The organism is Sphingomonas cavernae, assembly GCF_003590775.1.
GTDB lineage: Bacteria > Pseudomonadota > Alphaproteobacteria > Sphingomonadales > Sphingomonadaceae > Sphingobium_A > Sphingobium_A cavernae.
On the sequence record NZ_QYUM01000004.1, the window covers coordinates 739,978 to 753,084 of the forward strand.

Consider the following 13,107-nt stretch of genomic DNA (forward strand, 5'->3'; position numbering starts at 1 on the left):
AAGGGTGGCGCCGACCAACGCCGATTCTATGCGACGAGCGCGCGCGCCGTCCGTCCAACGCCACGCGCAGGCCGTCGAACGTCGATATCCAATCTTGCCGATGCGCCCGCGGAGCGCGGCGGCGACGATTCGTTCGCAGCCGCGAGATCAGGCGTCGATGCTGCCGCCCAGATGCGCGTTGACCATGCCGCCATCGACCGCGATCGTTTCGCCGACGACATAATCGCCCGCGCGGCTCGCCAGATAAATCGCCGCGGCGGCCATGTCCTCCTCGGCGCCGATCCGGCCCGACGGGATGCGCTTCGCCACGGCATCGCCATGATCACGCGCGGCGCGGTTCATCTCGGATGCAAAGGCTCCCGGCGCGATCGAGGTGACGTTGATATGATCGGAGACCAGCCGCGCGGCGAGCCGCTTGGTCAAATAGATCAGCCCTGATTTGGACGCGTGATAGCTGTAGGTTTCCCACGGATTGAGCCGCTGGCCGTCGATCGAGGTGATGTTGATCACCTTGGCCGGACGTTGAGCGCTTGCCGCCGCCTTGAGCGCGCCGTGAAGCGCCTGGGTCAGGAAGAAGGGCGATTTGAGGTTGAGGTCCATGACCTTGTCCCAGCCCTGCTCGGGAAATTGCTCGAAGGGCTCGCCCCACGCCGCGCCCGCATTGTTGACAAGGATGTCGAGCTTGTCCTCCTGCTCGGCGAATTGCGCGGCGAGCGCCTTGCAGCCCGCGACCGTCGAGACGTCCTGCGGCAGCGCCGTGCAATTGGGCCCAAGTTCCTTCGCCGCCTCGAAACAGGCATCGGCCTTGCGCGAGGAGATGTAGACTTTGGCGCCCTGCGCGATGAAGCCTTCCGCGATCCACTTGCCGATATTGCGCGAGCCACCCGTGACGAGCGCGACGCGGCCTTCGAGGCTGAAGAGTTTGCTGGTGTCCATGTTCGTATCTCCCAATTTCGTCATGCTGAACTTGTTTCAGCATCCATGAACACGATCCCGGTTCATTCTGACGCTGCGGTGTTCATGGACCCTGAAGCAAGTTCAGGGTGACGGTTGTGTTTTTAGTCACCCGCCCCTTTTGATCGTCTCGCGCGCGATGACGATCTGCTGGATCTGGCTCGTGCCCTCATAAATGCGGAACAGGCGCACGTCGCGGTAGAGCCGCTCGATGCCGTAATCCGCGATATAGCCCGCGCCGCCGAAGATCTGCACCGCGCGGTCAGCGACGCGACCAACCATTTCGGAAGCGAAATATTTAGCCGCGGCCGCTTCCATCGTCGTGTTCTCGCCTGCGTCTTTCTTCACCGCCACGTCGAGCACCAGCGCCCTTGCCGCCAGTGCCTCTGTCTTGCTGTCGGCGATCATCGCCTGAATAAGCTGGTGCTCGGCGATGGGCTTGCCGAATTGCTTGCGCTCGCTGGCATAGGCGACGCTGTCGGCGATCAGCCGTTCGGCGACGCCGACGCAGACACCCGCGATATGCAGCCGCCCCCGATCGAGCACACGCATAGCCACCTTGAAGCCATCGCCTTCGGCGCCGAGCAGGTTCGCGGCGGGCACGGGCGTTTCGTCGAAATGGACGTCGCACACATGCGCGCCCTGCTGTCCCATCTTCTTCTCAGGCGTGCCGATGCGCAGCCCGGGCAGATCGGCAGGGACCAGAAAAGCCGAGACGCCATGCGCGCCCTCACCGCCCGTACGCGCCATCACCGTGAACAACGAAGCCTTGTCGGCATTGGTGATGAAGCGCTTCGTACCGCTCAGCTTGTAGACGTCGCCGTCTTTCACCGCGCGCGTCTTCACCGCGGCGCTGTCCGACCCGACATCGGGCTCGGTGAGCGCGAAGCTGGTGATGATCTCGCCCGACGCGATACGGGGCAGCCACTCAGCCTTTTGCGCCTCGCTGCCCGACATGACGAGCCCCTGGCTGCCGATGCCGACATTGGTGCCAAAGGTCGATCGCATTGCAGGGCTTGTCCGCCCGAACTCGAAGGCGACCTTCAACTCCTCGGTCATACTGAGGCCGAGACCGCCATATTCCTCGGGGATCGACATGCCGAACAGGCCGAGTTGCTTCATCTCGGCGATGAGGTCGTCGGGGATCTCGTCGTTCTCCGCCACCTCAGCCTCGCGCGGGCGAAGTCGTTCGGCGACGAAGCGGCGGATGGTGTCGATCAGGGCTTCGAAGATTTCGGGGTCGAGTGACATTCGTTTCTCCCTTCAAGCCCTCTCCCGCCTTCGCGGGAGAGGGTTGGGTGAGGGTCTTCTTCTTGCAAACTCGAGATTGGAGGGAGAGCCCGATCTCAGCCTCGCTTCGCTCGGCCCCTCACCCCACCCCTCTCCCGCTTGCGGGAGAGGGAGTCAGTACCCGTGCATCCTTGCCACACGATCCGCGTGGAAGTTGGCGTCGCCGAAGAACTCGGCGAGCGCGCGGTCGCGCTTCATGTAGAGGCCGATGTCATATTCGTCGGTCATGCCGATGCCGCCGTGCATCTGCACGCCTTCCTTGACCGCGAGGCTCGTCGCCTGCCCGGCCTTGGCCTTGGCGACCGCGACCATGAGTTCGGCCTTCTCGCTGCCTTCATCCATCATATGCTGCGCCTTGAGCACCGCCGCGCGCGCGACCTCCATTTCCGAATAGAGATGCGCGGCACGGTGCTGGAGCGCCTGGAACTCGCCGATCAGGCGGCCGAACTGCTTGCGCTGCTTCAGATACTCGACGGTCATGTCCATCGCCCCCGCACCAACGCCGACCAGCTCGGCCGCAGCGCCCGCACGGCCCGCATCGAGCAGTCTGGTCAGCACCGCCCAGCCATTGTCGACCTCGCCGATCACCGCGCCGCCATCGACCTCAACACCGTCGAAACCGACATGCGCAGCCATGGAGCTGTCGACCAGCCGCGCTGCCTCCATCGACATTTTTGCGGAGTCCTTGTCGACCGCGAAAAGCGTCAGCCCCTGCGTCTCGCCCGCCGAACCACCCGTGCGCGCGGCGACGATGAGCATGTCGGCCGAAGCGCCCTGGACGACAAACTGCTTCTTGCCGGTGAGCTTGAAGCCGTTGCCCGAACGCTCCGCCTTCATAGCGATCGCCTGCGTCCGGTGCTTGGCGCCCTCATCGATCGCCAGGCCGAGCACGGTATCGCCCGAAACAATGCCGGGGAACCAGCGATCGCGTAAGCCTTTGTCGGCAGCCTTGAGCGCGGAGACTCCGGCGACCGAGGTGCTGAGGAAGGGCGACGGCGAAAGGTTGCGCCCGATCTCCTCGAGCACGATTCCCGCCTCGACATTGCCAAGGCCCAGCCCGCCTTCCTCCTCGGGAATGAGAATTCCGGTGAAGCCCATCTCGGCAAACTGCTTCCACAGGTCGTGGCTGAAGCCGTCCTTGCAGTCCATGTCGCGGAACTTGCGGAAATGCGCGGTCGGCGCCTCGGCCTTCATGAACTGAACGGCGGTGTCCTTGAGCATCGCCTGATCTTCGGTGTGGTAGAGTGGCATTTCTTGCTCCCTCTCCCCTTGGGGGAGAGGGCTGGGGAGAGGGGAAGTCCGTCACCCAGCCCTGATTGTCATGATTTCGTGAGAGGCCCGAACTGCCCCTCTCCCAACCCTCTCCCCCGAGGGGAGAGGGCTAATGGCTACGCCCCCGGCAGATCGAGGATGCGCTTGGCGACGACGTTGAGCATCACCTCGCTCGTCCCGCCCTCGATCGAATTGGCCTTGGTGCGGAGCCATGCGCGTGGCCGCGCACCGCCCTTGGAGGCTTCGCTTTCCCATTCGAGCGCGTCCGATCCGCCCGCCGCCATCACCAGCTCATGACGACGCTTGTTCAGCTCGGTGCCGAAATATTTCATCATGTTGGGCTGCGCCGGATGCCCCTTGCCCGCCTTCATCTCGTCGATGAATTTCTCGCCCATCGCCCTGAATGCCAGCGTGTCGACATCGAGCTTCGCCATATCGGCGCGAAGCAGCGGGTCCTCAGCCATCAAATCCTTGTACATAGCGCCGACCGATCCCACAGGCGCATTGCCCGCGCCCGAGATCATCTCGCGCTCATGGCCGAGCAGGTACTTGGCGACGTCCCAGCCGCGGTTGAGCTCGCCGACGATCTGGTCCTTCGGTACCGTCACATTGTCGAAAAAGGTCTCGCAGAAGGGCGAATTGCCAGAGATCAGCAGGATCGGTTTGGTCGAGACGCCCTCGGAGGCCATGTCGAACAGCAGGAAGCTGATGCCCTTATATTTGTCGTTCTTGTCGGTGCGGACGAGGCAGAAGATCCAGTCGGCCTTGTCGGCGTAGCTGGTCCAGATCTTCTGGCCATTGACGACCCAATGGTCGCCCTTGTCTTCACCGAAGGTCTGGAGCGACACAAGGTCCGATCCCGAGCCGGGCTCCGAATAGCCCTGGCACCAGCGGATCTCGCCTTTCGCGATCTGGTTCAGATAATGAACCTTCTGCTCCTCGGTGCCGAACTTGAGCAACGCAGGGCCGAGCATCCAGATGCCGAAGGAGGACAGCGGGCTGCGGCAGCCGAGCTTCGCCATCTCCTCGCGCAGGATCTTGGACTCGGCGGGGCTCAGGCCCGCACCACCATAGGCTTTGGGCCAGTCGGGCACCGTCCAGCCCTTTTCGGCCATCCGGTCCATCCAGACCTTCTGTGCCTCGCTTTTGAAGGTCGGATTGCGGCCGCCCCAGCATGCGTCGGACTCGTCCTTGAGTGGCTCGCGCATTTCGGGCGGGCAGTTTGCCTCCAGCCAGGCGCGCGTTTCGGCGCGGAAATTTTCCAGATCGGACATCAGTCTCTCCCGATTCCCTTTTTCGAATTTCCAGTATGCTTGACGAAAACGTCAACAAAGTCCAGCCTCATCGAATGCTGGCATCGCCGGCCAACGACAAAAACGGTCGAGAGGAGCGTAATGGCGGGTATAGCAGATGCTGCGCCCACGGGGCAGCAGATCGCGGATGAAAGAGCGATCCGACGTAGGGGAATCACGCTCTTCCTGCTCACCCTGACCTATTTCTTCTCCTACATGGACCGCCAGATTCTCGCGATCCTGCTCGAACTCATCAAGGCCGACCTGAAGGTATCCGACACCCAGCTCGGGCTGCTCACCGGGCTGGCCTTCGCGATATTCTACGCAGGACTAGGCATTCCCGTCGCGCGACTCGCCGATCGCAGCAATCGCCGCAACATCATCACCTGGTCGCTCGCGATATGGAGCGCGATGACCGCCATGTGCGGACTGGCGCAGAACTTCGCACAACTCCTCATCGCACGCATCGGCGTCGGCATTGGCGAGGCGGGGTCGAGCCCGCCCAGCCATTCGATCATCGCCGACCTCTATCCCGCAGAAAAGCGCGCCGGGGCCATGGGCATCTATGCGCTCGGCGTCGTCCTCGGCAGCGGCTTCGGCACGATGATCGGCGGCTGGCTTGCGCATCTCTACGGCTGGCGGATCGCGATCATCGCGGTCGGCATTCCGGGGCTTTTGCTCGCGGTCGTCGTGCGCCTCTTCGTCGTCGAGCCGCGCCGCGGGCTGAGCGAGACGAAACCCGTCAGCGATGAGGCTCGTCCGTCGCTGACGCAGGGATTTGCAAGCCTCTGGTCCAATCACGCCGCGCGTCATCTCGTCATCGCGGTCACGCTCACCTCGCTCATCGGCTATGCGCTCACCGCCTGGGCGCCGAGCTATTACCAGCGCAGCTTCGGCCTCACCCTGCCGCAGATTGCGCTGATTCTGGCGCCGATCCTGGCGATCGTGGGATCGATCTCTGGCGTGGTCGGTGGCAAGCTCGCCGACCGCTACGGCAAGCGCCACGGCATCCACGCGCAGAGCTGGCTGGTCGCGATCCTGAAGACGATCGCCTTTCCCTTCGCGCTGGCGCTCTACATCGTGCCCAACGTCCATGTCGCGCTGATCTGCTACGGCATCGCGCTGCTCTTTCAGAACAGCTATCTCGGGCCGACCTTCGCGCTCATTCAGGGGCTTGCGCCCTTGAAGTTGCGCGCGCTCTGGGCGGCGATCACACTGCTCGTCATCAACCTGATCGGGCTCGGCCTCGGGCCGACAATGATCGGCGTGCTCAGCGATCTTTATCGCCCGGCGATGGGTGCGGAATCGCTGCGTTTCGCGCTGCTCACAATGGCAGGTGTCACGCCTTGGGCGATCTGGCATTATTGGCGCGCCGGCGTGCATCTTCGGAACGCCGCGAACATGCCTGCGCCCGCGCAGAAAGCCGTAGCGTAATGCCGCCTGCCATTGACCATACCGAAAGCTCGAATATGCTCGACGACAAAACAGGAGAGGTGTTGCGATGAGATTCGCGGGCAAGACGGCGGTCGTGACGGGCGGTGCCTCGGGGATCGGTCGCGCCACCGTCGACCTCTTCACTGCCGAGGGCGCAACCGTGATCCTCGGCGACATCGACTCCGGCGCAGGCCAGGCCATCGAAACAGCATCGGAGGGCCGTGTGCTGTTCCGCCGTTGCGACGTCCGCCAAGAGTCCGACATCAAGGGGCTGATGGATTTCGCTGCCGAGCGGACGGGCGGACTCGATATCGTCTTCAACAATGCCGGCGCGGGCGGCGCGCGCGCGCGGATCGACGAGATCACCGCCGACGAGTGGGACGACACGATGGCGCTGCTGTTGCGCTCGGTCGCGCTCGGCATCCGTCACGCAACATCGCATCTGAAGGCGCGCGGCGGCGGTGCGATCGTCAATACGAGCTCGGTTTCGGCGCTGCATTCGGGCTATGCCCCCACGACCTATTCGGTTGCCAAGGCGGGCGTGCTGCACCTGACGAAGATCGCCGCCGCTGACCTCGCGCAGTACGGGATTCGCGTGAACGCGGTCGTTCCCGGCTTTATCATGACCAATATCTTTACGGGCTCGCTTGGCCTCGCGGACGAAGACAAGGCCAAAGCCGACGCGATGATCGGCGCGGTCTCGGCGCAAGCGCAACCCGTTGCGCGCTCGGGCGTTCCGCGCGACATCGCCGAGGCCGTCGCCTATCTCGCTTCCGATGCGGCCGCCTTCGTCACGGGCACCGACTTGCTGGTCGATGGCGGCATGCTGATCGGGCCGCGGCATAGCTGGGATCCTGCGACGCCCGGTCTGCTCGACATGATCGCGGGGCCGCAATCATGAGCGATGCGGTCGCCGCGCGCGTGCCGATCGGCACCAAGCTCGCCTACGGCTTTGGCGCGGTGGCCTATGGCATCAAGGACAACGGCTTTTCGGTCTTTCTGCTGCTCTTCTACAATCAGGTCGTCGGGCTCCCCGCCGATCGCGTGGGCCTCGCGATCATGATCGCGCTGCTGGTCGATGCTTTCATCGATCCTGTTGTCGGACATCTTTCGGACCAGACGCACACGCGCTGGGGCCGGCGCCATCCCTGGCTCTACCTCTCGGCGATCCCGATCGGACTGGTCTGGCTGTTGCTGTGGAATCCGCCCGCAACCTCTCCCGACATGCAGTTCATATATCTTGTCGGCATCGCGATCCTCGTTCGCGCGGTGGTCTCCTGCTACGAAGTGCCCTCGCTCGCGCTCGCGCCAGAGATCACGCGCGACTATCACGAACGCACCGTCGTTCTGCGCTATCGTTTCCTGTTCGGCTGGGCCGGCGGCCTGCTCATGCTCGTGCTCGCCTTCGCCGCGCTGCTCGTGCCCGAGCCCGGCTATCCTGTCGGTCAGCTCAACCCCAATGGCTATCACCGCTTTGCAGCGGTCGGCGCGGCGATCATGCTCGTCGCAGTGCTCGTCTCGGCCATTGGCACGCACCGTGCCTATGCGCGGCGGCAGGCGATCGCCCCGGAAAGGTTGCCGCTGGTGCCGACCTTCAAGGCCATCATCACGACTTTGCGCAATCGCCCTTTCCTCATCCTGATGGGCGCCGCGGTTTTCGCCTTCGCCAATCAGGGGCTGACCTTCGCGCTCAGCAACTATCTGCTGCTGTTCATCTGGGAATTTCCGCAAATCGCTTTCATTTTCTACGCGTTGGCGCTGTTCGCGGGCGTCGTGATAGCCTTTCTGTCAGTCGCCGCGATCTCGAAGCGGCTCGGCAAGCCGATGGCGGCCGCGACGCTCGCGATCACCAGCATCATCATCGGCACCCTCCCCTATTGGCTGCGGCTGCTCGACCTGTTTCCCGGCAACGAATCGCCTTGGCTGATGCCGGCCTTCCTCACATTCGCGGGGCTGTCGACCGCGGCGGCGGTGTCGGTGATGATCCTCACTACCTCGATGATGGCCGACATCACTGAAGCTTCCGAATTCGAGACCGGCAAGCGGACCGAGGGGCTTTTCTTCGCCGGCTTCTTCTTCACACAGAAGTGCGTGACCGGCATTGGCATCTTCCTTTCGGGCGTGATGCTGAGCGCAATCGGCTTTCCTGCCGAGGCACGCCCCGGCGCGATAGATGTCGCGGTAGTCGATCGGCTCGCGCTCGCCTATGCGGCCCTGACCATTTCGCTCGGCCTGTGCGCCGCCTGGGCCTATACCAAATTCCCCTTCGGGCGCGCCGAGCATGAGGCGCGGCTTGCCAGGCTTGCCGTAGCGGCACCGCCGGACAGCCTCGAAAAAGCTGAGATTTCGCGGCCTGCCGGGCTGGCAAAATCCGATTTCGCCTGACACAACAAGACCCAAGAGAACGGAGAGGAAGCGCCATGGATTTCACCCTCAACGAACGCGAGACCTATTGGCGCGACCGCGTCCGCGAGTTCATCGAGAAGAATGTCCGTCCCCGCGACCACGACTATCAAGAGCAGCAGAAGCAGGGCGATCGCTGGAAGGTGCTTCCGGTGATCGAGGACGAGAAGAAGAAGGCAAAGGCCGCGGGCATCTGGAACCTGTTCATGCCGCCCTCCTCGGGTCGCGTGCCCGTGGACGACACGCTCGAGTTCGACGGCCCCGGCCTCACCAATCTCGAATATGCGCTCTGCGCCGAGGAAATGGGACGCATCGGCTGGGCGTCCGAAGTGTTCAACTGCTCCGCGCCCGACACGGGCAATATGGAGGTGCTTCACCGCTATGGCACGCGCCACCAGAAGGACCAGTGGCTGAAGCCGCTGATGGATGGCGAGATCCGTTCGGCCTTCCTGATGACCGAGCCCGCGGTCGCCTCGTCCGACGCGACCAATATCGAGACGCGGATCGAGCGCGACGGCGACCACTATGTCATCAACGGCACCAAATGGTGGTCGTCGGGCGCGGGCGATCCGCGCTGCAAGATCGCAATCGTGATGGGCAAGACCGATTTCGAGGCCAAGCGTCACCAGCAGCAATCGATGATCCTCATGCCGCTCGACGCGCCGGGCGTGAACATCACCCGCCACCTCCCCGTCTTCGGTTATGACGATGCGCCGCACGGCCATATGGAAATCGAACTCAAGGACGTGCGCGTCCCTGTCGAGAATATGCTGCTCGGCGAAGGGCGCGGCTTCGAGATCGCGCAAGGGCGCCTCGGGCCGGGCCGCATCCATCACTGCATGCGCACCATCGGCGTCGCCGAAGAAGCGCTCGAGAAGATGGCGAAGCGCTTGCTCACCCGCGTCGCCTTCGGCAAGCGCATCGCCGATCACAGCATCTGGGAACAGCGCATCGCCGAGGCGCGGATCGATATCGAGATGAACCGCCTGCTCTGCCTCAAGGCCGCCGACATGATGGACAAGATCGGCAACAAGGCCGCGCAGGCCGAGATCGCGATGATCAAGGTCGCCGCCCCGCGCATGGCGCTGAGGGTCATCGACGACGCGATCCAGGCGCATGGCGGCGGCGGCGTCTCCGAGGATTTCGGGCTGGCAAAGGCCTATGCCGGCATCCGCACGCTGCGCCTCGCCGACGGCCCCGACGAGGTGCACAATCGCTCGATCGCGCGGCTTGAGTTTGGAAAATACGGCAACCGGGAAACCGTTGCAGTATCTAGCGGCAATGTCGGGGTGTCGCGGTGATGGGAAAGAAAGCGCTCACCCTGAGCTTGTCGAAGGGTGTCTTGAACGGGCTTCGACAAGCTCAGCCTGAGCGCGGTGAGGAGTATATAGAATGAAGGCAGCCGTCCTCTACGAGGCGAAAACGCCCCTCGTCATCGAAGACGTCACGGTCGACAAGCCCGGCCCGCGCGAGGTGCTGATCCGCACCGCCGCGGTGGGCGTGTGCCGTTCGGACCTGCATTTCGTCGACGGTGCCTACCCACACGCCATGCCCTGTATCCCGGGGCATGAAGCTGCCGGTATCGTCGAGGCGGTAGGCGAAGGCGTGACGATGGTGAAGCCGGGCGACGCGGTCGTCACTTGCCTCAGCGCCTTTTGCGGCCAGTGCGAATTCTGCGTCACCGGCCGGATGTCGCTCTGCCTTGGCGGCGACACGCGTCGTCAGCCGGGCGCACCGCCGCGACTGCGCATGGGCGACACTGCGGTCAACCAGATGCTCAACCTCTCGGCCTATGCCGAGCAGATGCTCGTCCACGAGCATGCATGTGTGGCGATCAATCCCGAAATGCCGCTCGACCGCGCCTGCGTAATCGGCTGCGCGGTAACCACGGGCGCGGGCGCGGTGTTCCATGCCGCCGACATCACGCCCGGCGATACCGTAGCGGTGGTCGGCTGTGGTGGGGTGGGGCTGGCAGTGGTTAATGCCGCCAAGATCGCGGGCGCTGGACGAATCATCGCGATCGACCCCGTACCCGAAAAGCGCGCGCTCGCCGAAAAGCTCGGCGCGACCGACAGTTTCGATTCCAGCGCCGACGGCGCAGCAGCGCAGGTGATCGAACTCACCAGGGGAGGCGTTGATCACGCGATTGAGGCGGTCGGCCGACCCACATCGGGCGAGATGGCGGTAAAGCTGCTGCGCCGCGGCGGAACCGCCACGGTTCTCGGCATGATGCCCCTTGACCACAAGGTGGGGCTAAGCGCCTTGGACCTGCTGTCCGGCAAAAAGCTCCAGGGCGCGTTCATGGGCGCCAACCGCTTCCCCGTCGATATTCCGCGCCTCGTCGACTTCTACATGCGCGGGCTGCTCGATCTCGACACCATCATCGCCGAGCGCATTCCGCTCGAACAGATCAACCATGCCTTTGACGAACTTCGCAAGGGCGACTCGGTGCGCTCGGTGGTGGTGTTCGGATGATGGGGCAAGGCCCGGGAGCACCCCGGCGAAGGCCGGGGTCCAGGAGTCACACGCGACAGAGCCTGCCACGCTGGACCCCGGCCTTCGCCGGGGTACTCGGTGTGTCATGACCCAGCCCTCCGACGCTCAGACCACAATGGTCGGAACCACCGACGTGCCGGAAAAGGACCGGCTCGACGAAGCTGCGCTCACCGCGTGGATGCAGGCCAATGTCGAGGGCTTCGAGGGACCGATCCGGCTGTCGAAGTTCAAGGGCGGCCAATCCAACCCGACCTATCGGATCGACGCCGGGAGCGGCGCCTATGTGCTGCGCCGCAAGCCCTTCGGACCGCTGCTGCCTTCGGCGCACGCGGTCGACCGCGAATATCGGCTGATCGCGGCACTGCACCCCGCGGGCTTTCCGGTCGCAAGGCCCTATGGCCTGTGTACCGACGACGGCGTGATCGGTTCGATGTTCTACATCATGGGGCTGGTCGAGGGCCGCAATCTCTGGGACGGATCGCTGCCCGGCATGGCGCCCGCCGAGCGGACCGGCATCTACAATGCGATGATCGATACACTGGCCCAGCTCCACACTATCGACCACGAGGCCGTTGGCCTTGGCGACTATGGCAAGCCCGGCAATTATTTCGAACGGCAGGTGGGTCGCTGGACCAAGCAGTACCGCGCCGCCGAAACCGAGACGATCCCCGAGATCGACCGGCTCATCGAATGGCTGCCGCGCACCTTGCCCGTGCAGGACCGTGTGTCGATTGTCCATGGCGACTTCCGCATCGACAACATGATCTTCGACGCGCGCGAGCCAAAGGTGCACGCCGTCCTCGACTGGGAATTGTCCACGCTCGGCGACCCCCTTGCCGACTTCTCCTATCTGCTGATGAACTGGGTGACCGAGCCCGAGGGGCGCTCGGGGATCTCGGGGCTCGATCTCGACGCGCTCGGCATTCCGACGATCGAGCAGGCGGTCGCGCGCTATTGCGCGGCAACGGGGCGCGACGGTGTCCCCGATCTCAACTGGTATTTCAGCTACAACCTGTTTCGCCTCGCCGGGATCGTTCAGGGCATCAGGCGCCGGATCATTGACGGCACCGCGTCGAGCGCACAGGCGGAGAAAACCGTGGCGCGCATGCCGGGACTGGCAAAGGCGGCATGGCATTTCGCCGAGCTCGCAGGCGCACGCTGACGGCAGGAGAAGATCGGATGTCCCAGTTCGACATGACGGGCAAGGTCGCGGTTATCACGGGCTCGACGCGCGGGATCGGCAAGGCGATCGCCGAGGAGATGGCGGAAAATGGCGCCCGCGTCGTAATTTCCAGTCGCAAGCAGGATGCGTGCGACGAAGTGGCGGCGGAGCTTAACGCGCGGTTCGGCGAAGGCACCGCGATCGCGGTTGCGGCCAATATCTCCACCAAGGAAGCGCTGCAGAATCTGGTCGACGAAAGCCGCAAGGTGTTCGGCCGGATCGACGTGCTCGTCTGCAACGCCGCGTCCAATCCCTATTACGGGCCGATGGCTGGGATCGCGGACGACCAGTTCCGCAAGATCCTCGACAACAACATCGTCGCCAATCACTGGCTGATCTCGATGGTCGCGCCCGAGATGATCGAACGCAAGGATGGCTCGATCATCATCATCTCGTCGATCGGCGGCATTCGGGGGTCGGAGGTGATCGGCGCCTATGCGATCTCCAAGGCAGCCGACATGCAGCTCGCGCGCAACCTCGCGCGAGAATATGGGCGACATAATGTCCGCGTGAACTGCATCGCGCCGGGGCTGATCCGCACCGATTTTGCGCGAGCCCTGTGGGAAGATCCCGAAACACTCAAGGCCTCGACCGCGAACGCCGCGCTCAAGCGCATCGGCGAGGCGCACGAGATCGCCGGGGCGGCAGTGTTCCTCGGCTCCCCCGCCTCGACATTCCTTACCGGCCAGACCATCGTCGTCGACGGCGGGCAGACGATCTAAATTAGGATGAACATCTTGATCC

11 protein-coding genes are annotated in these 13,107 nt (G+C 63.9%); 7 read left to right on the plus strand and 4 right to left on the minus strand.

From position 1 onward, the window contains the following. Nucleotides 1-147: 147 nt before the first annotated feature. From D3876_RS18835 to D3876_RS18850, 4 genes are all read right to left on the minus strand, one after another. Complete coding sequence (locus D3876_RS18835) at nucleotides 148-936, minus strand: SDR family oxidoreductase (protein ID WP_119765118.1); 789 nt, start codon at nucleotides 934-936, stop codon at nucleotides 148-150. Nucleotides 937-1,062: 126 nt separating this feature from the next. Further along, nucleotides 1,063-2,205: an acyl-CoA dehydrogenase family protein gene (locus tag D3876_RS18840; RefSeq protein WP_119765120.1), complete on the minus strand. Its 1,143-nt coding sequence runs from the start codon at nucleotides 2,203-2,205 to the stop codon at nucleotides 1,063-1,065. A 153-nt stretch (nucleotides 2,206-2,358) separates the two neighbouring features. Continuing rightward, nucleotides 2,359-3,495, minus strand: coding sequence for an acyl-CoA dehydrogenase family protein (locus tag D3876_RS18845; protein ID WP_119765122.1), 1,137 nt, complete (start codon nucleotides 3,493-3,495; stop codon nucleotides 2,359-2,361). A gap of 137 nt (nucleotides 3,496-3,632) precedes the next feature. Continuing rightward, nucleotides 3,633-4,790 carry an acyl-CoA dehydrogenase family protein gene (locus D3876_RS18850; protein ID WP_119765124.1) on the minus strand — a complete coding sequence of 386 codons (1,158 nt, stop codon included), beginning with the start codon at nucleotides 4,788-4,790 and terminating at the stop codon, nucleotides 3,633-3,635. A gap of 120 nt (nucleotides 4,791-4,910) precedes the next feature. Between D3876_RS18850 and D3876_RS18855 the strand changes: the two genes are divergently transcribed. The 7 genes from D3876_RS18855 (at nucleotide 4,911) to D3876_RS18885 (ending at nucleotide 13,085) form a co-directional block, all read left to right on the plus strand. Beyond that, on the plus strand, nucleotides 4,911-6,242 hold the full coding sequence (locus tag D3876_RS18855) for a spinster family MFS transporter (RefSeq protein ID WP_119765126.1): 1,332 nt from the start codon (nucleotides 4,911-4,913) through the stop codon (nucleotides 6,240-6,242). A gap of 67 nt (nucleotides 6,243-6,309) precedes the next feature. Next, nucleotides 6,310-7,143: an SDR family NAD(P)-dependent oxidoreductase gene (locus D3876_RS18860; protein WP_119765128.1), complete on the plus strand. Its 834-nt coding sequence runs from the start codon at nucleotides 6,310-6,312 to the stop codon at nucleotides 7,141-7,143. Further along, a complete protein-coding gene (locus tag D3876_RS18865) occupies nucleotides 7,140-8,627 on the plus strand; it encodes an MFS transporter (protein WP_119765130.1) in 1,488 nt (495 codons plus the stop codon). The genes D3876_RS18860 and D3876_RS18865 overlap by 4 nt, the downstream gene beginning before the upstream one ends. A 35-nt stretch (nucleotides 8,628-8,662) precedes the next feature. Beyond that, nucleotides 8,663-9,946: an acyl-CoA dehydrogenase family protein gene (locus tag D3876_RS18870; RefSeq protein ID WP_119765132.1), complete on the plus strand. Its 1,284-nt coding sequence runs from the start codon at nucleotides 8,663-8,665 to the stop codon at nucleotides 9,944-9,946. 91 nt (nucleotides 9,947-10,037) lie between these two features. After that, nucleotides 10,038-11,120: a Zn-dependent alcohol dehydrogenase gene (locus tag D3876_RS18875; protein WP_119765134.1), complete on the plus strand. Its 1,083-nt coding sequence runs from the start codon at nucleotides 10,038-10,040 to the stop codon at nucleotides 11,118-11,120. Between the two features lie 106 nt (nucleotides 11,121-11,226). Next, nucleotides 11,227-12,303, plus strand: a complete 1,077-nt coding sequence (locus D3876_RS18880; RefSeq protein WP_119765136.1) for a phosphotransferase family protein — start codon at nucleotides 11,227-11,229, stop codon at nucleotides 12,301-12,303. 17 nt (nucleotides 12,304-12,320) lie between these two features. After that, nucleotides 12,321-13,085: an SDR family NAD(P)-dependent oxidoreductase gene (locus D3876_RS18885; protein ID WP_119765138.1), complete on the plus strand. Its 765-nt coding sequence runs from the start codon at nucleotides 12,321-12,323 to the stop codon at nucleotides 13,083-13,085. Nucleotides 13,086-13,107: the final 22 nt, after the last annotated feature.